Annotated in this window: 20 protein-coding genes; 15 read left to right on the top strand and 5 right to left on the bottom strand. The window is 72.7% G+C overall.

Annotation, left to right across the window (positions count from 1 at the left end):
* The first annotated feature begins 82 nt into the window (after positions 1-82).
* The 3 genes from FZ103_RS17930 to FZ103_RS17920 all read left to right on the top strand — a co-directional run bounded on the left by FZ103_RS17930 (position 83) and on the right by FZ103_RS17920 (position 2175).
* Positions 83-823 (top strand): carbohydrate ABC transporter permease, encoded by a 741-nt coding sequence (locus FZ103_RS17930; RefSeq protein WP_156002971.1) that lies wholly within the window; start codon positions 83-85, stop codon positions 821-823.
* Complete coding sequence (locus FZ103_RS17925; protein ID WP_156002681.1) at positions 820-1884, top strand: glycoside hydrolase family 3 N-terminal domain-containing protein; 1065 nt, start codon at positions 820-822, stop codon at positions 1882-1884. Before FZ103_RS17930 ends, FZ103_RS17925 begins: the two co-directional genes overlap by 4 nt.
* Before the next feature lie 66 nt (positions 1885-1950).
* Positions 1951-2175 (top strand): hypothetical protein, encoded by a 225-nt coding sequence (locus tag FZ103_RS17920; protein ID WP_156002678.1) that lies wholly within the window; start codon positions 1951-1953, stop codon positions 2173-2175.
* Between the two features lie 105 nt (positions 2176-2280).
* Here the strand turns inward: FZ103_RS17920 and FZ103_RS17915 are convergent, their stop codons facing one another.
* Both FZ103_RS17915 and FZ103_RS17910 read right to left on the bottom strand, forming a co-directional pair.
* A complete protein-coding gene (locus FZ103_RS17915) occupies positions 2281-3822 on the bottom strand; it encodes a long-chain fatty acid--CoA ligase (RefSeq protein WP_156002675.1) in 1542 nt (513 codons plus the stop codon).
* A 93-nt stretch (positions 3823-3915) separates the two neighbouring features.
* Positions 3916-4338 (bottom strand): DUF6406 domain-containing protein, encoded by a 423-nt coding sequence (locus FZ103_RS17910; RefSeq protein ID WP_156002672.1) that lies wholly within the window; start codon positions 4336-4338, stop codon positions 3916-3918.
* A gap of 275 nt (positions 4339-4613) precedes the next feature.
* Here FZ103_RS17910 and FZ103_RS17905 point away from each other — a divergent pair, with 275 nt between their 5' ends.
* The 4 genes from FZ103_RS17905 (at position 4614) to FZ103_RS17890 (ending at position 9725) form a co-directional block, all read left to right on the top strand.
* A complete protein-coding gene (locus FZ103_RS17905; RefSeq protein ID WP_156002669.1) occupies positions 4614-5192 on the top strand; it encodes a hypothetical protein in 579 nt (192 codons plus the stop codon).
* Positions 5193-5423: 231 nt separating this feature from the next.
* The gene (leuS, locus tag FZ103_RS17900; RefSeq protein WP_156002666.1) at positions 5424-7919 is read left to right on the top strand and encodes a leucine--tRNA ligase; all 2496 of its coding nucleotides are present in this window, start codon (positions 5424-5426) and stop codon (positions 7917-7919) included.
* Between the two features lie 3 nt (positions 7920-7922).
* A complete protein-coding gene (locus FZ103_RS17895) occupies positions 7923-8579 on the top strand; it encodes a hypothetical protein (RefSeq protein WP_156002663.1) in 657 nt (218 codons plus the stop codon).
* A gap of 93 nt (positions 8580-8672) precedes the next feature.
* Positions 8673-9725 carry a hypothetical protein gene (locus tag FZ103_RS17890; protein ID WP_156002660.1) on the top strand — a complete coding sequence of 351 codons (1053 nt, stop codon included), beginning with the start codon at positions 8673-8675 and terminating at the stop codon, positions 9723-9725.
* A 38-nt stretch (positions 9726-9763) separates the two neighbouring features.
* On the opposite strand, the gene FZ103_RS17885 is transcribed toward FZ103_RS17890, so the two are convergent.
* Together FZ103_RS17885 and lexA are read right to left on the bottom strand one after the other, a co-directional pair.
* Positions 9764-10840 (bottom strand): alpha/beta hydrolase, encoded by a 1077-nt coding sequence (locus FZ103_RS17885; RefSeq protein WP_156002657.1) that lies wholly within the window; start codon positions 10838-10840, stop codon positions 9764-9766.
* A 274-nt stretch (positions 10841-11114) separates the two neighbouring features.
* Positions 11115-11732, bottom strand: coding sequence for a transcriptional repressor LexA (lexA, locus tag FZ103_RS17880; protein ID WP_394350115.1), 618 nt, complete (start codon positions 11730-11732; stop codon positions 11115-11117).
* Positions 11733-12173: 441 nt separating this feature from the next.
* Here lexA and FZ103_RS25190 point away from each other — a divergent pair, with 441 nt between their 5' ends.
* Complete coding sequence (locus FZ103_RS25190; protein ID WP_156002654.1) at positions 12174-12899, top strand: LysM peptidoglycan-binding domain-containing protein; 726 nt, start codon at positions 12174-12176, stop codon at positions 12897-12899.
* Between the two features lie 124 nt (positions 12900-13023).
* Here FZ103_RS25190 and pfkB read toward each other — a convergent pair whose 3' ends face one another.
* Positions 13024-13965 (bottom strand): 1-phosphofructokinase, encoded by a 942-nt coding sequence (gene pfkB / locus FZ103_RS17870; protein WP_156002651.1) that lies wholly within the window; start codon positions 13963-13965, stop codon positions 13024-13026.
* Between the two features lie 383 nt (positions 13966-14348).
* Here pfkB and FZ103_RS17865 point away from each other — a divergent pair, with 383 nt between their 5' ends.
* From FZ103_RS17865 to FZ103_RS17835, 7 genes are all read left to right on the top strand, one after another.
* The gene (locus tag FZ103_RS17865; protein ID WP_156002648.1) at positions 14349-15104 is read left to right on the top strand and encodes a DeoR/GlpR family DNA-binding transcription regulator; all 756 of its coding nucleotides are present in this window, start codon (positions 14349-14351) and stop codon (positions 15102-15104) included.
* A 245-nt stretch (positions 15105-15349) separates the two neighbouring features.
* Positions 15350-16459 (top strand): PTS mannitol transporter subunit IICB, encoded by a 1110-nt coding sequence (mtlA, locus tag FZ103_RS17860; RefSeq protein WP_156002645.1) that lies wholly within the window; start codon positions 15350-15352, stop codon positions 16457-16459.
* A complete protein-coding gene (locus FZ103_RS17855) occupies positions 16456-16764 on the top strand; it encodes a PTS lactose transporter subunit IIB (protein WP_186356471.1) in 309 nt (102 codons plus the stop codon). Before mtlA ends, FZ103_RS17855 begins: the two co-directional genes overlap by 4 nt.
* Positions 16754-17206, top strand: a complete 453-nt coding sequence (locus tag FZ103_RS17850) for a PTS sugar transporter subunit IIA (RefSeq protein ID WP_156002642.1) — start codon at positions 16754-16756, stop codon at positions 17204-17206. Before FZ103_RS17855 ends, FZ103_RS17850 begins: the two co-directional genes overlap by 11 nt.
* A gap of 50 nt (positions 17207-17256) precedes the next feature.
* Positions 17257-18297, top strand: a complete 1041-nt coding sequence (locus FZ103_RS17845; protein ID WP_156002639.1) for a zinc-dependent dehydrogenase — start codon at positions 17257-17259, stop codon at positions 18295-18297.
* 851 nt (positions 18298-19148) lie between these two features.
* Entirely contained in the window at positions 19149-19646 is a 498-nt protein-coding gene (nrdR, locus tag FZ103_RS17840) for a transcriptional regulator NrdR (protein ID WP_186356470.1), read from the top strand.
* 116 nt (positions 19647-19762) lie between these two features.
* A complete protein-coding gene (locus tag FZ103_RS17835) occupies positions 19763-22600 on the top strand; it encodes a vitamin B12-dependent ribonucleotide reductase (RefSeq protein ID WP_156002633.1) in 2838 nt (945 codons plus the stop codon).
* Positions 22601-22672: the final 72 nt, after the last annotated feature.

Below are 22672 nucleotides of genomic sequence, written 5' to 3'. Positions count from 1 at the left end.
GCGGCGGCCCGCCGTCCGCGCCCTGGGCCGCCCGCTCGCGGTGGCCGGGGTGCTGGCGTTCACGCTGTTCCCCGCCTACTTCATGGTCGTCACCGCACTGTCGGCGCGCTCGGTCTCGGGTACCGAGGCGCTGCTGCCCGCCTCGGTCACGCTGGAGAACTTCCGCTTCGTGCTGGCCGAGGCGGGGTTCCTGCGCTACCTGGGCAACTCCCTGGCCGTCGCCGCGCTGACGGTGGTCGCCAGCAGCGTCCTGGCGCTCCTGGCGGCGGTGGCGGTGGCCCGCTTCCGCTTCCGGCTGCGCACCACCGTGCTGGTGCTGGTGCTCATCGTGCAGATGGTGCCTCTGGAAGCGCTGGTCATCCCGCTGTTCTTGCAGGTCCGCGACCTGCATATGCTCAACTCGCTGATCGGGCTGGCCGTCGTCTACATCGCCCTGGCCCTGCCCTTCGCCGTGTGGATGCTGCGCGGATTCGCCGCGGCGGTGCCCGCCGAGGTGGAGGAGGCCGCCTACATCGACGGCTGCTCGTGGGGCCGGATGTTCTGGTCGGTGCTGTTCCCCCTGGTGGCGCCCGGCCTGGTGGCCACGGGGGTGTTCTCCTTCATCACCGCCTGGAACGAGTTCATCCTGGCGCTGACCTTCATGAACCAGTCGGAGAACTACACGGTGGCAGTGGGGCTGCGGCAGTTCTTCGGCCAGTACACCACCGACTGGGGCTCGGTCATGGCCGCCTCCACCGTGATCACCCTCCCGGTCATGGCGTTCTTCCTGCTCGTGCAGCGCGGCCTGGTCTCCGGCCTCGTCCAGGGAGCGGTCAAGCAATGAGCGGCGCCGCCGCCGACCCCGCCCTGCGCCGGATGGCCCACACCGTGCTCCTGCCGGGTTTCGCGGGCACCTCGGTACCGGCGTGGCTGGCCCGCGCGATCGAGGAGGGGCTGGGCGCCGTCGCCTACTTCGCGCACAACCTGGCCGATGACCCCGCCCGGCTCTCCGCCGAGCTGCGCGCCCTGCGCCCCGACCTGCTGACGGCATCCGATGAGGAGGGCGGGCGCGTCACCCGGCTGCACGCCGCCGGGGGATCCCCGTTCCCGGGACACGGCGAGCTGGGGCGCGGCGGCGCCGACCGCACGCGCGAGACCGCCGCGGCGATGGGGCGCGAGCTGGCGGCCGCCGGGATCACGGCCGCCCTGGCCCCCGTCGCCGACATCGGCACCGACCCCGCCAACCCGGTGATCGGCGACCGCTCCTTCGGAGCCGATCCCGCCGTCGTCGCCGCGCACACCGCGGCCTTCGTCGAGGGCCTGCACGCCGCGGGGACGGCCTCCGCGGCCAAGCACTTCCCCGGCCACGGCGACACCCGCACCGACTCCCACGTGGACCTGCCCGTGCTCGGCGCCGACACCGCCACCCTGCACCGCCGCGAGCTGGTGCCCTTCGCCGCGGCGGTGCAGGCCGGCACCGACATGGTGATGACCGGGCACCTCGCGGTCCCCGCCCTGGACACGGCACCGGCCAGCGTCTCGGCCCGCTGCTATGAACTGCTGCGCTCGGAGCTGAGGTTCACCGGTGCGGCGGTGACCGACGCGCTGGACATGCGCGGCCTCGCCGCCTACACCGGCGCCGCCGACCGGACCCGGGGGGTCGCTCGGGGCGCCGCGGCCGCCCTGGCCGCGGGGGCCGACCTGCTGTGCCTGGGCAACCCGGCCGGCGCGGCCGGAATCGGCGCCCCGGCCCGGCCGGAGGGCGGTGCCGACGAGGCGCTGTTCCGCGCCGCCCGCGACGCGGTCCTGGCCGCCGTCGACGAGGGGCGGGTGCCGCCGGACCGGCTGGCCCAGGCGGCCGAGCGGGTCGAGCGCATGCTCGCCGCCCGCACCCCCGCGCCTTGACCGCCGCCCCCGCTTTCGCAAGGGTGGCGGCGATGAGACACACACCACACAGCGCGAAGGGGCGAGATGGACGCCGAGTCGACGGAGCATCCGATCGAACCCGAGGCCCCCTGGCCCAGGAGTCCCACCACCGTGCAGATCCGCTGCAACGCCTGCATGCAGCTGCGCTACTTCGCCGATCGCCACGCCGACCACCTCGGCGAGTACAGCCCGGGGCCGCACTGCAAGACCTGCGGAAAGCCGATCGAGTTCCGCTGCGTGGTCTGCGGCGCGCAGTGGCGGCCGCTGTAAGCCGCCCGCGCGGCACGGCCGCGCACCCGCCGGCGGCGGTGGCGGGCCGCTGCCCCGCGCAGCGCTGCCGGCCCGGCGCGGCGCCGGGGCCGCGCCGGGCACCGCTCAGCGCAGCTCGCGCTTGAGGATCTTGCCGGTCGCCGTCATCGGCAGGGAGTCGCGGAACTCGACCAGCCGCGGGTACTTGTAGCCGGCCAACCGCTCCTTGGACCACTCCACCAGCTGCTCCCCGGTCAGCGCCGAGCCCTCCTCGCGGATGATGAACGCCTTGATCTCCTCGCCGTGCGTCTCGTGCTCGACACCCACGACCGCGGCCAGGCTGACCTCGGGGTGGGTCATCAGCACCTCCTCCAGCTCCCGCGGGTAGACGTTGTAGCCGCCGCGGATGATCATGTCCTTGGAGCGGTCGACGATGAAGTAGAACCCCTCGTCGTCGCGGCGGGCGATGTCGCCGGTGCGGAACCAGCCGTCCTTGAACACCTGGGCGTTGGCGTCGGGCCGGTTGTGGTAGCCCTTCATCACGCAGTGGCCGCGCACCGCGATCTCGCCGGGGCCCTCGCCCTCGACGTCGGCGAACTCGCTGTCGACCAGCTTCATCTCCACGCCCCAGATCGGCCGCCCGATCGAGCCGGTCTTGGCCTTGACCTTGGGGTTGTTGAACGACACCACCGGCGAGGTCTCCGAGAGGCCGTAGCCCTCGAGGATCTCCACGCCGAACCGGTCCTTCATGTTGCGGGCCACCTCGCCCGGCAGCGCGCTGCCGCCGGAGACGGCGGTGGTGAGGTTGCCGGCGATGGCGGCCATGTCGTGCTCGCCCTTGGCGCCGAGCAGGCCCCAGTACATGGTGGGCACGCCCGCGAAGACGGTCACGCGCTCCTTCTCCATCAGCGACAGGGCCTCGTCGGGCTCGAAGCGGGCCTGCAGCACCAGCGTGGCGTGCCGGTAGAGGCCGCAGTTCATCATGGTGGTCTGGCCGAAGATGTGGAACAGCGGCAGCACGGTCAGGTAGACGTCGTGCTCGGAGCGGTCGAACAGCGCGTCGGAGGCGACGGCGTTGAACAGCAGATTCATGTGCGTCAGCTCGGCGCCCTTGGGCGAGCCGGTGGTGCCGCTGGTGTAGATGAGCACCGCGGTGTCGTCGGCGTCGGTCTGCACCGTGGAGAAGCTCCCGGTGGTGCCCGCCAGCGCGCCCCACAGCGTCTCCGCGCCCTCGATCTGGGACTCCACGGCGCCGGGGGTGGCCGGCAGGTCGATGTAGAGCTCGCAGGAGTCGGTGTCCTTGAAGGCGGCGAAGGCGCGCTCGCCCAGCGGGAGGTCGGGGGTGCCGGTGAAGGCGAACAGCGCCTTGGCGCCCGAGTCCTCCAGATGGAAGGCGATCTCGCGGGAGGTCAGCAGCACGTTGAGCGGGACCACGACCGCGCCGGCCTTGAGCGCGCCGAAGTAGACGAATGGGAAGTAGGGCGTGTTGGGACTGGCCAGGGCCACTCGGTCGCCGCGCCTGATGCCGCGGGCGGTCAGCATCTCGGCCACCTGGTTGGCGATCGTGTTCGCCGTGGCGTAGTCGATCCGCAGGTCGCCGAACACCAGGCAGTCGCGTTCGGGGGTGGTGCGGGCGCCGTCTTCGAGTAGTGCGGCGAGGTTGAGCATCGCGTCTCCAGCTGTGCGGCGTGGTTTCGGTCACCTTCTACCGAAGAGTAACTTGGTTGGCCCTCCGGTAGGTAGCTGACGTGGGCTTACGCCTCACTCCGATTCCCGGGTCAGCGTCACGCTGGCCGGCTGGGACTCCGAGCCGCTGATCCCGATCTCCGACACCCGCCAGGACGAGCCGGCGGCCTCCAGGTGCTCGCCGAGGGCGAGGGTGTACTCCGCGGCCTGGCCGCCGCGCGGGCGCACCGCGATGACCACCGCGGGCTCCGCGCCGTCCTCATACCCGGTGAGCTGGAGCTCCACCGGCGACGCGGCGTCCTCGCCCGCAACCGAGGCCGGGGTGCCCTCCAGCAGCTGGACGCGGTCGGTGTCCACGCCCAGCACCGGCGCCGAACTGCTCGCAGCGGGTGCGGGCCGGCTTTGGCTGCAGGCCGCGGCGCCGGTCAGCAGGACGGCCGCCACCGCGGCGGCGATCACGATCCGGCGGGTACGGCCGGCGGCGTCGAACACGGTCATCTCGGGTGAATCTCCACAGACTGGGGGGTGAAGCGGGGGACAGGGCGCGCCGGCGCCGCAGACGGCGCCCCGCCGGCCGGACACGGACGCGAGCGCAGCCTGGAAAGGCGGGGTGGGAAGAAGCCGTCTTCGTCCCATTCTCCCATCGCCGCGGCCGCGAGCATTCCGCGGGCCTGCGGGGCGCTTCGCGGGCCTGACTCAGTTCGAAGGCGGCGTTCCCGGTTAGTGGGCAGAGGGACAGGAGCCGCACGAAAGACACCCCCGAGGAGTCCGCAATGCCCGGCTGGATTTGGAGTCTGGGGATCCTGGTGCTGGCCTGCGCGGTGTTCGTGAGCTGGTGGCTGGTCCAGTGGACCAAGCAACCGCGCACCTACTTCCGCGCCGGTCTCGCCGACCCCCAGCGCCGCCGCTTCCCCTGGTGGCAGCGCGGCCGGTTCGCCCCGCAGACCGTGGTCGAGGAGACCGCCGACCGCAGGGCAATGGACACCGGCCTCGACCACGAGGCCGCCACCATCATCGAAGGCGAACGGCACGAGACCACCCCCATCACCACCAGCATCGACCGCGAGACCCGCCGCTTCCTCGACGAGGAGATGACCGGCCGCCCGGTCATGGAGCGCGAGGCCGAGATCCACCGCCCCGTCCCCGAGGAAGAGGCCGAACTCGAGCCCGATCCCGTCCGCCAGCGCCGCCTCGCCGCCGAGGAGCACGAGCGCGCCGCCGCGGAGTACCGCAAGGCCGCCAGCGCCCGCGAGCGCGGCGACTCCCCCGCCGACGAACCCGCCGAGGGCACGACGACCCGTCGCGGCCTCCGCAGCCCCCGCCGCGACCGGCGAAGGGGCCGCCGCGGCTGACCGCCCCCGCCGCCGATCGCGCGCCGCGCCGCCGGCCGCAGGGCCCCCGACGGCCCCGCGGCCCGCCGCCGCGCGTCCAGCCACCGCCCCGAACCGCGCTAACCTTGGTGCAAAGACCCGGCTGGCAGCCCGCCGCGGTGGAGCCGACCCCCGAGGGCGCGCGGCGAAGGGGCCGCGACCTCCCAGCCGCCACGTGCCCTCAAGTGCGACCGGTTAGAGGACGATCCAGCGATGACAGCGGTAGACGGACACCAGGTGGCCAGCGACGCCTACGACGCTCGCGCGCTCCAGGACAAGTGGCAGGCGCGATGGGCCAAGGAGAACCCGTTCACGGCCAGCGAGGACCCGGCCGACGACCGTCCGCGCACCTACGTCCTCGACATGTTCCCCTACCCCTCCGGCGACCTGCACATGGGCCACGCCGAAGCCTTCGCCATCGGCGACGTCGTCGCGCGCTACCGCTTCCAGCTCGGCGAGAACGTGCTGCACCCCATCGGCTGGGACTCCTTCGGCCTGCCCGCCGAGAACGCCGCCATCAAGAACGGCACCCACCCCGCCGAGTGGACCTACGCCAACATCGAGACCCAGGCCGAGTCCTTCAAGCGCTACGGCGTCTCCCTGGACTGGACCCGCCGCCTGCACACCAGCGACCCCGAGTACTACCGCTGGAACCAGTGGCTGTTCCTGCGCTTCTTCGAGCGCGGCCTGGCCTACCGCAACGAGGGCCTGGTCAACTGGTGCCCCAAGGACCAGACCGTGCTGGCCAACGAGCAGGTCGTGCAGGGCCGGTGCGAACGCTGCGGCACCGAGGTCGTGCGCCGCAGCCTCAACCAGTGGTACTTCCGCATCACCGAGTACGCCGACCGCCTGCTCGACGACATGGAGCAGCTCGAAGGCAACTGGCCCGAGCGCGTCCTGCTGATGCAGCGCAACTGGATCGGCCGCTCCACCGGCGCCGACGTCGACTTCACCGTCGAAGGCCGCGACGAGCCCGTCACCGTCTTCACCACCCGGCCCGACACCCTCTACGGCGCCACCTTCTTCGTCGTGGCCGCCGACGCCGAGCTGGCCGACGAACTCTGCGCCCCCGAGCACCGCGCCGAGTTCGACGCCTACCGCGAGCAGGTCTCGCGCCTCACCGACATCGAGCGCCAGTCCACCGAGCGCGAGAAGACCGGCGTCTTCCTGGGCCGCTACGCGGTCAACCCCGTCAACGGCGAGCGCATCCCCGTCTGGGCGGCCGACTACGTCCTGGCCGACTACGGGCACGGCGCCATCATGGCCGTGCCCGCCCACGACCAGCGCGACCTGGACTTCGCCCGCAAGTTCGACCTGCCGGTGCGCGAGGTCGTCGAGACCGGCGAAGGCGACCCCGCCCAGACCGGAGTCGCCACCCCCGGAGAGGGCCGCCTGATCAACTCCGGGCCGCTGGACGGGCTGTCCAAGAGCGAGGCCATCGAGCGCATCATCGAGATCCTCGCCGAACGCGGCACCGGCACCGCGGCCGTCAACTACCGGCTGCGCGACTGGCTGCTGTCCCGCCAGCGCTTCTGGGGCACCCCCATCCCCATCGTCCACTGCCCCGACTGCGGCGAGGTCCCCGTCCCCGACGACGAGCTGCCCGTGCGGCTGCCCGACAACCTCAAGGGCGCCGACCTGGCGCCCAAGGGCGTCTCGCCGCTGGCCGCCGCCACCGACTGGGTCAACGTCGACTGCCCCGCCTGCGGCGGCCCGGCCCAGCGCGACACCGACACGATGGACACCTTCGTCGACTCCTCGTGGTATTACCTGCGCTACTGCTCCCCCCACGCCGGCGACACCCCCTTCGACGTCGACAAGGTCGCCCAGTGGGGCCCCATCGACCAGTACGTCGGCGGTGTCGAGCACGCCATCCTCCACCTGCTCTACAGCCGCTTCTTCACCAAGGTCCTCTACGACATGGGCCTGGTCTCCTTCACCGAGCCCTTCCGCCGACTGCTCAACCAGGGCCAGGTCATCAACCAGGGCAAGGCCATGTCCAAGTCCCTGGGCAACGGCGTCGACCTCGGCGAGGAGATCGAGAAGTACGGCGTCGACGCCGTCCGGCTGACCGTCATCTTCTCCGGCCCGCCCGAAGACGACATCGACTGGGCCGACGTCTCCCCGGCGGCGTCGCTGAAGTTCCTCAACCGCGCCTTCAAGGTCATGGCCGAGGCCGGCGCCGCCACCGCGCCCGGAACCGACCCCAGCAGCGGCGACACCGCCCTGCGCAAGGCCACCCACCAGGCGCTGGACAAGATCACCGGCGCGGTCGACGCCCACCGGTTCAACGTCGCCGTCGCGCGCCTGATGGAACTGGTCACCGCCGCCCGCAAGGCCATCGACTCCGGCCCCGGCGCACACGACCCCGCCGTGCGCGAAGCGGCCGAAGTCATCGCGATCGCGCTGTCGCTGTTCGCCCCCTACGCCGCCGAGGAGGGCTGGGAGCGCCTGGGCCACACCGGTTCGGTCGCCGTCGGCAACTGGCGCACGCCCCTCCCGGAGCTGCTGACCCAGGAGTCGGTCACGTGTGTCGTCCAGGTCTCCAGCAAGGTCCGTGACAAGCTGGAGGTGGCACCCGACATCGAGGCAGACGAACTGGAACGGCTCGCCCTGGCCTCGGAGAAGGTGCAGAACTTCATCGGCGGCAAGGAGGTCCGCAGGGTCGTGGTCCGGGCGCCCAAGCTGGTCAACATCGTGGTGGCCTGACCCATGGACCGGATCGGGCGCGCCCTGGGCATCCCGCCCGGCGGCGACCAGGACGGCCCCTCGCCGCGCCTGTGGCTCGCCGCGGCCGCGGGCACGGCGGCGGTGGTGGCCGCCGCGGTCACCACCGGCCTGCTGCTGGGGCGCGGCGCCCCCGCCGTGGGCGCCGACGAGGCCGACACCTACGCCTCCGCACCCGGCTGTACCGAGGTACCCCGCCAGGACGTCCGCGCACTGCTGCCCGGAGCCCGACTGGAGACCAGCGAACAGGGCCCCATGGCCAACGCCGACACCGCCACCTGCGTGTGGACCTCGGTCGGCTCGCCCGAAGGGCCGCCCCGCTCCCTGCACGTGGACTTCACCGCCCACTTCACCGACAAGTCCGGCGAAGTCAGCGGAGCCCGCGCCGCCGCCCGCCGCCTGGAGCAGCTGGCCCCCATCGGCAACCTCGAAGGGGCCGACCCGGTCCCCGAACTGGGCGAGGGTGCACTGGTCTGGCCGGGCACCGCCGACGGAAGCTCCGCCGAGGTCGTCTTCCGCCGCGACAACATGCTCATCCAGGTCTTCTACGGCGGCGACTCCGACCAGGGCGGCGACCTGGACTACCAGGCCGCCCGCGACGGCGCCGTCGCCGTCGCCGAACAGGTGGCGGCGGCGCTGTAGCGACGCGCCACCCGGCGCGCAGACCGGGCGCCCGCACGCCGGGGCGGCACCGACGCGCGGCCCGCGCGCTGAGCAGCAGGACAGGGAGGCACCATGTCCCAGCCACCGCCCGACGGTTCCGGGCCGCAGGGGCCCGGCGGCGGCCCGCCCGGCGAGCCGGAGCGCCACGAGCCCCGGCACCGGCCGGGAGCCGACGGCTCCGGTGCCGAAGCGCCGCAGAGCGGCCGGGAGCCCGCACACGCGGCACGGCCGCCCCAGCCGCCCGCCGACCCCGCGCAGCCGAGTGCCGGCCCGGGCACCGGCCCCGCCGGCGGGCCGCACCCGCCGCAGCATGCGGCCGACGCCCGGACGCGGCACGCCGCGCCGCCGAGCGCCGCCGGCTGGGCGGCACCCGGCGCCGGCCCTGAACCACCCGGCGGTCGGCCGCCGCACCCGCCCCAGGCTCCGCCTCCGCCCGTCCCGCCTCCTGGGCCGCCGCCCGGATCTCCCGGCGCGCCGCCCCCCGAACCCGAGCCGATCTCCGCCGCCCCGGCGCAGAGCCGCGGCTGCGCGACCGCCGCGGTCGCCGCCCTGGCCGTCGTCGTGCTGCTGCTGGCAGGGGCGGGCGTGTGGGCCATCGTCGCGCTCAGCACCGCCGCGGGCGGTGCCTACGAGTCCGCGCCCGACTGCTCGGTCGCGCCGGGCGACGTCCTCGACGGGTTGGTCCCCGCCCGCCAGACCGAGCTGAACAGGCGCATCGAGGACTTCGACCCGGAGCGCCGCGAGGGCTACGAGTGCCGGTGGGCCACCCCCGAGACCGCGCCCGCCGTGCCCGCCGCCGCCCGCCTGGTCCTCGTGCGCTACGCCGACCACACGGGCAGGCCCGGTGCCGAGGCCGCCTCCACCGCACTGGAGGCGGCGGCGCGGGACGCCTCGGCCCACAGCGTCTCCGGCCTCGGAGACGAGGCCAAAGCCTGGACCGAGCCGGTGCAGAGCTTCGAATGGGGCTGCGTGGCCGTGCGGATGTCGAATCTGTACACGATGGCCTGCCACACGGCGGCGGTCGACTACCAGGCCACCCACTCCATCTCCGGCGACCTCGCGCTGGCCAACGCCGAATCCCTGGCCCGCGCCGTCACCGCCGAGATCGAGAAGGGCGACTACTGAGAGTCCCTGGGCGGCCGCACTCCCGCCTCTTACGCCGGCTAGGACACCCCGACGGCCGACTCCAGGAAGCCGTGGACGGCGGGGGTGACGGCGGGGGAGAAGCGGCGCTGGGAATCGAGCACCGCATCCCCGGGCGCGTCGCCGTACACCCGGAACACGTGGTCGGCGTCCTCGATGTCGGCGCGCTCGGCATCGGGCAGGCCCCTCATCAGGCGGTCCACGCCGCTGCGGGAAACCTGGGTATCCGCGGTGCCCCACAGCACCAGGGTGCTGGTGCCGGCGGGGACCTCCCGGGCCAGGTCGAGGGGGTCCATGGCGTCGATCCTGCGCAGGAACGGCACGAACCGCGGATCGAACACGCCGCTGAGGCCGTGGGACAGGTCCAAGTCGGCCACCCCGCCGCCGTCGCGGATCCGGGAGATGGCATAGCGGGCGTCCGAGAGCGTCTCCGCCGCCTGCGCGAACCCCATCGCGCCGGCGGCCTCGGCCCTGCGGACCTGCTCGGTCAGCTGCCGGTCGAGGACGTCGAGGTAGCGCCGGCCGGGAGGTGCGGCGAGGATCAGCGCCCGGGGCTCGTGGTCGGCGACGATCTCGTGGGCGCGCAGCGCGAACAGCGCGCCTTCGCTGTGGCCGAGCACGATCAGCCGCGAAGGGTCGACCCGGGGCCGGGAGGCCAGGAAGGCGTAGGCGTCGGCGACCTCCTGGGCGAACACGTCGTAGCCCACAGGGGAGTCGGGGTCGCGCGAGGCCATCTCCGTCTCGCCGCTGCCGAGCTTGTCGTAACGCAGGGAGGCGACTCCGGCCTCGGCCAGCACCCGGGCGAAGTTGGCGTTGGTATCGGCGTCGGGCCGCCCCGGGGCGTTTCCGTCCCGGTCGGTGGGCCCGCTCCCGGAGACGATCAGCGCGGCGGGCAGGCCGTCGCCGCCGCCGGGCGGCAGCGCGAACGTGCCGTGCAGGGTGTCGGGGCCGCTGCGGAAGGTCACGTCGCGCTCCTGGGGAGCGGCGCCGGGAGGCTCGGGCGTCGCGGTGCGGTCCTCGGCGGCGCAGCCGGTGGCGAGGAGGGGGACCAGGAGGGTGCACAGCGCGGCGGCGCGCAGAGCGGAACGGACGGGCATGCCCTTACCGTAGTGCGCCCGCGGGGCGCGGCGGGAAGGACGAGAGCCGGCGGTGCGGGGCCGCGCCGCCGCGGCCGCCAAGGGCTTTGGTCCCTGGTGCCTGCACCCGCTGTCGGATAGCGGACCTGCGCCTGCGCGCAGCCGGTGGCGCGGTGCCGCCCCAGGGAGAGATAACCGTTGGATTCCGAAACAGCGGCGGGCCCGTGATCTACAGCGAAGATCACGGGCCCGTACTAAAGCGATTCGAAGCCGTTATACATCCGGCGGGCGCCCCTCAGACGCGCCGCAGCACGGCGACGACCTTGCCCAGGATGGTGGCCTCGTCGCCGAGGATGGGCTCGTAGTCGTCGTTGCGCGGCAGCAGCCACACGTGGTCGGCGTCGCGCCGGAACGTCTTGACCGTGGCCTCGTCGTCGATCAGCGCCGCGACGATGTCGCCGTTGTTGGCCTCGGGCTGCTGGCGGACGACGACCAGGTCACCGTCGGTGATGGCGGCGTCGACCATGGAGTCGCCGACGACGTTGAGCATGAACAGCCGCCCCTCGCCCACGAGTTGCTTGGGCAGGGTGAGCACGTCCTCGATGGACTCCTCGGCCAGGATCGGGCCGCCCGCCGCGATGCGGCCGACCACCGGAACGGCGGTCGCGCGGGACTCGTCGGGCTCGGGGGTCTCCTCCAGCTGGTCCCACGAACGCACCGGCGGCTGGCCCGGAATGCGAATTTCGACCGCGCGTGGGCGGTTCTGATCGCGGTAGAGGTAGCCCTTGCGTTGCAACACCTTCAACTGGTGCGCCACACTGGACGGGCTCGACAGCCCCACCGCGTCGCCGATCTCCCGGATGGACGGTGGATATCCGCGCTGCCGTACGTAGCGGTGGATGCAGTTCAGCACGCTCTGCTGGCGTGCAGTGAGCTGTGGTGCACCCTCGGCACCCTCGGCGGAATCCTGAGCAGCGGCGGGTGCGGCGGCAGTGGACCGGAGCGCGGTGACGGACCCCCCGCCCGCGTGAGGTTCCTGGGTTCCGTGGTTCTCCTCCGGCACGGCCGGCCTCCTCGGCGGTCGGTAGTTCTGGGTGCGGCTATCGGTGCGGGCGTCAGGCGGATCCCCCGGATTGCGGGACCGGCCAGTCGATCGATCACGTCAGCGGTAGCGCGCGTGCGGCCACCAACAGTGGCGCCGCCGATACCGCAGCGAAACATGTCCAACGTTACTGCGTGCACACGGCAATATCAAACAAACGTTCGAGATGGTGCTGAAAAATACGCGCGGATGCGGTAGGAATCGAACGTTAGTTCTAACGAACTGGCGTACGAAGGTGAGGGCTGTGTGGCCATGACTCTGTCTGCGTCTGAATCCGCCTCTGCATTCGAATCCCCCCTTCCCTGGCCCGACACACCGGGCCAGGGCCCCCTCGACCGGCAGTCCCGGCGCGCCCGGCTGTCGGTCGTCCCCGGCCGGCCGGACGCTCCGGCGCAGGATCCCGGGGACGACGCCCCCGCGGCCTCCGCCGTTCCGGGTGCGCACAACGGCGCCCTGTTCGACTGGGCCCGGCAGCTCCCCGAATGGGGCGGCGAAGCCGGCGCGCCCCCGGCGGCCGAGACGCCCCCGGTCCCGGCGCCCCGCGCCGCCCGGCGACCCGCCGCGGCCGCTCCTGCGGCGCCGCGGCGCCCCCAGCGGGCGGCCCCGGATCCCCGGCCCGCTGCTCCGTCGCCCGGCGCCAACCCCGCCCTGGAGCTGTGGCAGCACCGGCTCACCCGCCGCGGGCGCATCGTCGTGGTCTCGGCCGCCACGGTGCTGGCGACCGCCGCGCTGGCGGTGCTCTTCACGGGTGCGGCCACAGCGGGCGCCTCGGCCTCGGGCGCGCCCACCGAGACCGCGCTGAGCGGGCAGGCCCCCGCCACCGTCGTCGTCCAGGACGGCGACACCCTGTGGGACATCGCCCAGCGCGTGCGCCCCGGCGACGACCCGCGCAGCACGGTGCACGAGATCGTGCGGGTGAACGGCCTGAGCGAGTCCGAACTGGAACCCGGCCAAGAACTCGTCATGCCTGATTTCTAGATCACCGCGACGACATTCGGCGCGGACCGGCGCCGGCACCCGCCGCGCCCCTTCCGCCGGGGCGGCCGCGCGGAGCGCCCGCCGCCCCTGAACGGGGGCGCCGACGGATGGGCGACGGGCGGGCTCAGCCGCCCCCGACGGCCCAGGACTCCGGCGGGTCGGCGATCACGGTGACGTCGGCGGGGCGCACGTCCTCGGGGCCCGGCACCGTGGTGCCGGGCAGGGCGACCGCCGCCGCACCCCAGGCCACCGCGCGGCGCAGGCGCGCCTCGGGCGGCCCGCCGGCCGCGAGGTAGCCCGCCAGCGCGCAGTCGCCGGCGCCCACGGTGCTGCGGGGGACCACCGGCGGCCCCTGGCCCAGCCACGTATGCCCGCCGCAGGCCAGCAGCGCGCCGTGTGAACCCAGCGTGACCAGCACGGCCCCGTTGCCCCAGCCCGCCGCCTCGCGAGCGGCGCCGGCCACCTCGCCCACGGTGGCGAGCTCGCGGCCCAGCAGCGCGCTCAGCTCCGCGCGGTTGGGTTTGAGCAGCGCGAAGGCCCCCGACCGCGCCGCGGCGGCCAGCGGTTCGCCCGATGTGTCCAGCGCGACCGGAACGCCGCGGTCGGCCGCGAGCTTGGCGATGCGGGCGTAGAGGTCGGTCGGCGCCCCGCTGGGCAGGCTGCCGCTCGCCACCAGCCAGGCGGGTGCGCGGGCCAGCTCGGCCTCCACCGCCTCCAGCAGTCCGTCCACCTCCGCCGGGCTCAGCCGCGGACCGGGGCTGTTCAGCTTCGTCGTGGTGCCGTCGGCCTCGGCCAGCGTGACGTTGGAGCGGGTCGGCGCGGCGACGGGCACCTGGACGCGGGGAAGATCGCCCAGCAGGGCCGCCAGTTCGGCCCCCGGCGCACCGCCGACGGGCAGCACGGCCGTGGTGCGGCGGCCGTTGCGGCGCAGCGCCCGGGAGACGTTGACCCCCTTGCCGCCGGCCTCGGTGGAGGCGGAGCGGATGCGCACGACGTCGCCGCGGAGGAGCTCCGGGACCTCCAGCGTGTGGTCGACGCTGGGGTTGGGAGTGCAGGTGAGGATCATGCGGGCGGGCTTTCGTGGTGCGGCGGTCGCGGCCGTTGCGGAGGAGGGCCCGCTGGCGGCGGGGCTTGCGAGGCCGCGTGCGGACGGTCCTCCGCGGCGACCCCACGGGGCGCGGCCGGACCGGCTTCGGTGCGGTCGCCGCGCCACCGGGCCCGTGAACCCCGGCCATGTGTGCCCGACCGGTGTTCAACGGTCCGTTTGGTTGTTTCTTTCTTTGATTATGTCCGCTTGCCGGGTGCCGTCAACCGCCGCCCCTCCGAACCGCCGCCAACCGGGAAGTTCGCAATTCGGGGCGTTCTCCCGCAATGTGCGCCGAGCCTTGAATGCCTAACGCCATCTCACTAACATCACTTAAAGCCACATCGAAACGCAGGTGATCTCACATGTACGCGGAAGAGCGGCAACGCAGCATCGTGGAACGCGCCCGCAGGGACGGCCGGGTCGATGTCGCGCGCCTCGCATCCGAGTTCGACGTCACCTACGAGACGGTGCGGCGCGACCTCACCGCACTGGAGCGCCACGGCGTGCTTCGGCGCGTCCACGGGGGCGCGATCCCCGTCGAGCGGTTGGGATTCGAACCGACACTGACCCAGCGCGACTTCGTCATGACCCCGGAGAAGGAGCGCATCGCCAAGGCCGCGCTGGAGGAGGTGCCCGCCGAAGGGGCGATCCTCCTCGACGCGGGCTCCACCACCGGCCGGCTCGCCGAGCAGCTTCCCTCCGGTCTCACCGTGGTCACCAACTCGGTCTCCATCGCCCTGACCCTCACCCCGCGGGCCAACACCAACCTGATGCTGCTGGGCGGTCGCCTGCGCCCCCGTACGCAGGCCACGGTCGAAAGCTGGGCGCTGCAGGCCCTGGAGGAGACCTTCGTCGACGTCGCGTTCATGGCCACCAACGGCGTCTCCGCCGAACACGGACTCACCACCCCCGACACCGCGGAGGCGATGGTCAAGCGGGCGATGATCCGCTCCGCTCGGCGCGTCGTCCTGCTGGCCGACCACACCAAGGTCGGCAACGACCACTTCGCCCGGTTCTCCACGCTGGACGAGGTGGACTGCATCATCACCGACAGCGGCCTGGCCGACGGCCTGGCCGGCGAGCTCGCCGCGTTCGGCCCCCGGGTCGTCGTGGTGTGAGGGGCCGGCGGGACCGGCGGGCGCAAACGGCCGCCGGTCCCGCCCGACGCGGCGGCCGAAGCGGTCCCGTCCCCGCTCCGGCCGCCGCACACCGGCCCCGGCCGCGGCGCCCGGCCGCCGGCTCCGCGGGGCCCTCCGAGCCCGGCCTTCCGACCTGCCCGTTCCCCGTCCCGATCCCCGCCCCGAACGGCCCCGGACCCACTTCGCAGACGGGGCCGCGACGCAGCAGACGCAGGTGACCCCCCATGACCACACCCACCCCGCCGCCGACCTCCGCGAATCCCACGAGGCTCCAACGGAGCCGGGCCGCGGTCCAGCGCTTCGGCGGCCACCTGTCCGGCATGGTGATGCCCAACATCGGCGCGTTCATCGCCTGGGGGCTCATCACCGCCCTGTTCATCCCCGACGGCTGGTTCCCCAACGAGACGATGCACCGGCTCGTCGAACCCATGCTCGGCACCCTGCTGCCGCTGCTGATCGGCTACACCGGCGGCCGGCTGGTCTACGACCAGCGCGGCGCCGTGGTGGGCGCCATCGCCACGACGGGCGTCGTGGTCGGCTCCGAGGTCCCGATGTTCCTCGGCGCCATGATCATCGGTCCGCTCGCGGCCTACCTGATGAAGCTGGTCGACCAAGCGCTGCTGCCCCGCGTGCGGACCGGCTTCGAGATGCTCTACAACAACTTCAGCGCGGGCATCCTCGGCGGCACCATGGCCGGCTTCGGCCTCTACGCCGTCGGGCCGCTCGTGCAAGGGCTGACCCGGGTGCTGGGGGCCGGTGTGCAGACGCTGATCGACTGGTCGCTGCTGCCGCTCGTGTCGCTCATCGTGGAACCCGCCAAAGTGCTCTTCCTGAACAACGCCATCAACCACGGGGTGTTCGGCCCACTGGGCGCGGCCCGCGTCTCCGAGACCGGCCAGGCCATCGAATTCCTCATCGAGACCAACCCCGGGCCCGGACTCGGCGTCCTGCTCGCCGTCATGCTCTTCGGCCCCAAGGTCAGCCGCGCCACCGCTCCCGGCGCAATCGTCATCCAGTTCCTCGGCGGCATCCACGAGATCTACTTCCCCTACATCCTCGCCCAACCCAAGCTGATCATCGCCGCGATCGCCGGCGGCGTCACGGGCGTCACCACCTTCATGGTCCTCGGGGCGGGGCTGGTCTCCACGCCGTCGCCGGGGAGCATCATCGCGCTGATGGCGGTCACACCGCGCGGCGGGCACCTGTCGGTGCTCGCCGGCGTCCTCGCCGCCACCGCCGTCTCGTTCATCACGGCTTCCCTGCTGCTCGGCTTCGGCCGCGGCGAGCGGGCCAGGGAGAAGACCCAGTACCAGAACCCGGAGGCGCAGTCGTGAGCAGCATCAACGGATCGAACATCAAGAAGGTCGTCGTCGCCTGCGACGCGGGCATGGGCAGCAGCGTCCTGCTGACCTCCCAACTGGCCAACACCCTCCAGCCCTACGGAGTGACCGTGGTGCACGCGGCCGTGGGACGCATCCCCGCAGACGCCGACCTGGTGCTGTGCCACTCCGTCCTGGCCTCCCGCGCCCGCGCCGCCCGGCCCGGCACGGTCGTGGTCGAGTTCGAGATGTTCCTCGGAGACCCGGCGTTCGCGCGGGTCGAGCAGGCGGTCAAGAACGGCGAGGCCATTGGCGACTGAGCTGCGCATCGGGCCGGAGGCGGTGCGGCTGGGCCGCACGGCCGCGGACCGGGCCGATGCCGTCGACCAGTGCGGGCGGCTGCTGCTGGAATTGGACGCGGTCGAGCCCGCCTACCTGCCGGCCATGCACGAGCGCGAGCGCTCCATGTCCACCTACATCGGTGAAGGCGTGGCGATCCCGCACGGCACCGACGCGGCGCGGGCGCTGGTCAAACGCACGGCGCTGGCGTTCGTGCAGTTCCCCGACGGTGTCGACTGGGGCGGCCGCGAGGCCGTTCTGGCCATCGGCATCGCCGCCCGCGGCACCGAGCACACCGGGGTGCTGGCCGCCTTGGCGCGCGTGCTGTCCGACGGACGGGCGGCTGCGCGGCTGCGCGGCGCATCGGACGCCGCCACCGTCGTGGCGCTGCTCGGCTCCAGCGCGGCCGAACAGGCCACCTGAGCGCCCGCACACGCCCCCCGAGCGATTCACGAGCAGAGAGAAGGCAGCACATGTTGGTCGCCCGCTTCTACGCGCCCGGCGACATCCGCCTGGAAGAGGCGCCCGAGCCCCGGCCGGGACCGGGGGAGCTGAAGATCCGGGTCCGCAACTGCTCCGCCTGCGGCACCGACGTCAAGATCCACCGCCACGGCCACCACCACATCGCGCCCCCGCGCGTCATCGGCCACGAGATCGCCGGCGAGGTGGTGGAGAGCGGACCGGGCGCAGCGGGCCGGGCCGAGGGCGAACGGGTGCAGGTCATCGCCGCCATCCCCTGCGGTCGGTGCGAGCTGTGCCTGCGCGGCAGGCAGACCGTCTGCCCCCACCAGGAGTCGATGGGCTACCACTACGACGGCGGGTTCGCCGAGTACCTCGTCGTCCCCGCGAAGGTGTCGGCGGTCGGCGGGGTGAACCGCGTCCCCGACGGGGTCGGGTTCGCCGAGGCCTCGGTCGCCGAGCCGCTGGCCTGCGTGCTCAACGGCCAGGAGCTCGCCGGTGTCGGGCCGGGCGACACCGCGGTGATCGTGGGGGCCGGCCCGATCGGGTGCATGCACGTGCGCATGGCGCGCGCCCGCGGCGCGGAGCGCGTCTTCCTTGTGGAGCTGAACCGCGGCCGGCTGGACATGTCCGCCCGGGTGGTCGGACCCGACGCGGCGATCGCGGCCGGCGAGACCGACGCGGTCCAGGAGGTGCTGCGCCTGACCGGAGGGCGCGGCGCCGACGTGGTCGTCACCGCCGCCGCCTCGAACCGGGCGCAGCAGGACGCGGTACGCATGGTCGGCCGCGGCGGGCGCATCAGCTTCTTCGGCGGGCTGCCCAAGGCGGACCCGGTCATCGCGCTGGACTCCAACGAGGTCCACTACCGCGAACTCACCATCGTGGGCGCCAACGGGTCCAGCCCCGACCACAACCGGCGCGCCCTGGAGCTGATCGCCTCGGGGGCGGTGCCGGTCGCCGACCTCATCACCGAGCGCCTGCCGCTGGCCGAAGTGCCCAAGGCGATCGAGACTGTGGCCGCCGGCAGTGCCATCAAGGTCACCATCGAGCCCTGATACCCGGCCCCGCCGCCTCCTTCGCCCGCCGGGCGGCTCCCGCCGCACGGCAGGGCGAGGGAGGCCGCGGAGCGCGCCCGCCCGAGACCGCCCCAGGGGGTGGCCGAACCGCCGCGGCTCGCCCGGCGACGGCGAAAAGGCGGTCCGCAACACCCGACCGGAACCCGCGCACCCGAACAGGTCCGACCCGACCGGATCGAGCGCACCCCGGCCCCTCCGCACGGAGATTTCCCACTCGGGACCCGGTGCCCCGCCGCGGTCGCCGCGCGGGGCAAACCGCCCGCCGCGCCCGCGGGACGCACCGAGTCGCGCCTGCGGCGTGTGGGTGGCAAACGGGCGCCGCGAGGCGAGTAAGGTGTCCCCGGCCGCCGCCGCGCCGGACGGCGGAACCACCGTCCCGCCGCCGTCCTCGGCGGCTGACCGCGGCGCCCCGCGGCCAGGCCCCCGGTGCGTCCGTGCCTCCGTGCGGAGCGCCCGCAGCAGCCGCCTGTGCCCCGACACCGCCGTTCGGCCTTCCGGCGGCCCTGCCGCGTCCGGCGCGCCCCGGCATCGCGGCTGTGGCCATGGGCACACGCAGACAGGCCGCGTATGCGGGCACGTTGAGGGCACGCCCGGCCACCTCGAGTGGTTTCGGCGCGGTGACCTGCGAGGCTCGTGCGGCACCTGTCCAAAGGACTTGCGTAGCGGCTGCCGCAGTCATAAGTTGACCACAACATCTAGTGCTCGCCGTGGAACACGCAGCCTAGAAATTGTGCTTTAGTAGGTACCTGATCTTCGCGGATCGCCTGCCGTGCGGGCGATCCCGGCGACAGGCGCGAGCAATGCCGACAAACGGGGGGAGGCGGATCGGCGTGCACTGTCCGTTCTGCCGTCATCCGGACACCCGGGTGATCGACAGCCGCTCCGCCGAGGAGGGCGCGGCCATCCGGCGGCGCCGCTCCTGCCCGCAGTGCGAGCGCCGCTTCACCACGCAGGAGACGGTCCTGCTGATGGTGGCCAAGCGCTCGGGCGTGACCGAGCCGTTCTCGCGGACCAAGATCGTCGCGGGCGTGCGGCGGGCCTGCCAGGGGCGGCCGGTCACCGAGGACGCGCTCGCCCAGCTGGGCCAGCGCGTCGAGGAGGAGATCCGGTCGCGCGGCATGGCCGAGGTCCCCGCCCACGAGATCGGATTGGCGATCCTCGGACCGCTGCGCGAGCTCGACGAGGTGGCCTACCTGCACTTCGCCTCGGTCTACCGCGGCTTCGAGTCGCTGGCGGACTTCGAGAAGGAGATCGCCCTGCTGCGCGCGGGGCACGAGCACGAGGAGCCGCAGCCGGCGCGGTCGGCCGGGGACGACGGCGACGACTGAGTACACACCGACCAGGCGGCCGGCCGCAGCGGCGGCCGGGCGAGCACCACGCACCGCACCAGCCGGGTGGATGCGGTGCCCGATCCGGGTACGCGACGAGGAGCAGGGGGAGCGAGATGACTGAGACCGCTAGCGGGGCGGCACGCAAGGGGAAGGACCGCCGCAAGGGCATGAAGATCGAGCGCATCTTCACCACGCCCGGCGTGCACCCCTACGACGCGGTCGAGTGGGAGCGGCGCGACGTCGTGATGACCAACTGGCGCGACGGCTCGGTCAACTTCGAGCAGCGCGGCGTGGAGTTCCCCGCGTCCTGGTCGATGAACGCCACCCAGATCGTCGCGAGCAAGTACTTCCGCGGCGCGCTGGGCACCCCCGAGCGCGAGTGGAGCCTCAAGCAGCTCGTCGACCGGGTCGCCGGCACCTACACCGAGACCGGCAAGGCCCACGGCTACTTCGCCACCGACGACGACGCCGAGGTCTTCGACCACGAACTCAAGCACGCCCTGATCAACCAGTACTTCAGCTTCAACTCCCCGGTCTGGTTCAACGTCGGAACCGCCTCGTCTCAGCAGGTTTCCGCGTGTTTCATCCTTTCTGTGGACGACACCATGGAGTCGATCCTCGACTGGTACAAGGAGGAGGGGATCATCTTCAAGGGCGGCTCCGGCGCGGGGGTGAACCTCTCGCGGATCCGCTCCAGCAAGGAGCTGCTCTCCTCCGGCGGCACCGCCTCCGGGCCGGTGTCGTTCATGCGCGGCGCCGACGCCTCGGCCGGGACCATCAAGTCCGGCGGCGCCACCCGCCGCGCCGCCAAGATGGTGGTGCTCGACGTCGCCCACCCCGACATCGAGGAGTTCGTCGAGACCAAGGCGCGCGAGGAGCACAAGATCCGCGCCCTGCGCGACGCCGGGTTCGACGTCGACCTGGGCGGCGCCGACATGTTCAGCGTCCAGTACCAGAACGCCAACAACTCCGTGCGGGTCTCCGACGCCTTCATGCGCGCCGTGGAGTCCGGCTCCGACTTCGGCCTGACCTCGCGCACCACCGGCGAGGTCGTGGCCACCGTCGACGCCAAGGAGCTGTTCGCCAAGATGGCCCGCGCGGCCTGGGAGTGCGCCGACCCCGGGCTGCAGTACGACGACACGATCAACGACTGGCACACGACACCCGAAAGCGGACGTATTAGTGCAAGTAACCCTTGTTCCGAATATGTCCACCTGGACAACTCGTCCTGCAACCTCGCCTCGATCAACCTGCTGAAGTTCCTGCGCGACGACGACACCTTCGACATCGACAACTTCGTCAAGCTGACCGAGTTGGTCATCACGGCGATGGACATCTCCATCACCTTCGCCGACTTCCCGACCGAGAAGATCGGCGAGACCACGCGGGCCTTCCGGCAGCTGGGCATCGGCTACGCCAACCTCGGCGCGCTGCTGATGGCCACCGGCCACGCCTACGACTCCGACGGCGGGCGCGCCGTGGCCGCCGCCATCACCTCGTTGATGACCGGTACCGCCTACAAGCGCAGCGCCGAACTGGCCGGCGTCGTGGGCCCCTACGACGGCTACGCCAAGAACGCCGAGGGCCACAAGCGGGTCATGCGCAAGCACGCCGCCGCCAACGACGACCTGCGCACCGTCGGCGAGATGGACCGCGTCATCTCCACCGCGGCCACCGCGGCCTGGCAGCAGTGCCTCAAGGTCGGCGAGAAGAACGGCTGGCGCAACGCCCAGGCGAGCCTGCTCGCGCCCACTGGAACCATCGGATTTATGCTTGATTGCGACACAACGGGCATTGAACCCGACTTCTCCCTGGTGAAGTACAAGAAGCTCGTCGGCGGCGGGTCGATGCAGATCGTCAACCAGGCGATTCCGCGGGCGCTGCGCAACCTGGGCTACCAGGAGGAGCAGGTCGAGGCGATCGTGGAGTACATCGCCGACCACGGCCACGTCGTCGACGCCCCCGGGCTGCGTCCCGAGCACTACGAGGTCTTCGACTGCGCCATGGGCAAGCGCTACATCAAGCCCATGGGCCATGTGGAGATGATGGCGGCGGTGCAGCCGTTCCTCTCCGGCGCGATCTCCAAGACGGTGAATGTGCCCGAGGAGGCCACCGTCGAGGACTTCGAGCACATCTACTTCCAGGGCTGGAAGCTGGGGCTCAAGGCGCTGGCGGTCTACCGCGACAACTGCAAGGTCGGCCAGCCGCTGTCCACGGCCTCCACCGAGAGCAAGGAGCAGGACAAGCCCGAGCCCGAGGTCATCGAGGTCAACCGCCCGGTGCGGCGGCGGCTGCCCAAGAAGCGGCCGAGCCAGACGGTGTCGTTCTCGGTCGGCGGCGCCGAGGGCTACATCACGGCGGGGTCCTACCCCGACGACGGCCTCGGCGAGGTCTTCATGAAGCTCGGCAAGCAGGGCTCCACGCTGGCCGGGGTCATGGACGCCTTCTCGATCGCGATCTCCATCGCCCTGCAGTACGGGGTCCCGCTGGAGACCTACGTCGAGAAGTTCACCAACATGCGCTTCGACCCGGCGGGGATGACCGACGACCCCGACATCCGCATGGCCCAGTCGGTGGTCGACTACATCTTCCGCCGCCTGGCGCTGGACTACCTGCCCTATGAGGAGCGCGCCGCGCTGGGCGTCCTCTCGGCTGAGGAGCGCCGCGCCCAGGCCAACGGGGAGGACCCGGCGCAGGTGGCGGCCCAGGTGGAGTCCTACGCCCAGTCGGCGCCGCTGACCCCGGCGGAGCGGGAGGCCGAGGAGCACCGGCAGACCGCGGAGTCGGCCGGCGACGAGCGCGACGAGCCGCACACGACCACCGAGCTGGTCGAGCGCAGCCAGGGCTTCGTCGCCGACGCGCCGCTGTGCGTCACCTGCGGCACCAAGATGCGCCCGTCGGGCAGCTGCTACGCCTGCGAGGGCTGCGGCTCCACCAGCGGCTGCAGCTAGCCGCGCCCGTCCCCGCGAGGGGATCCCGACAGCCGGCGGCGGCCCGAACCAGACCGGGCCGCCGCCGGTTTC

Origin of the sequence: Streptomonospora sp. PA3 (genome assembly GCF_009728995.1) — a bacterium.
Taxonomy (GTDB): Bacteria; Actinomycetota; Actinomycetes; order Streptosporangiales; family Streptosporangiaceae; genus Streptomonospora.
Note: the sequence above shows the minus strand (reverse complement) of the source record. Positions and strands in the feature narration are given on the sequence as shown.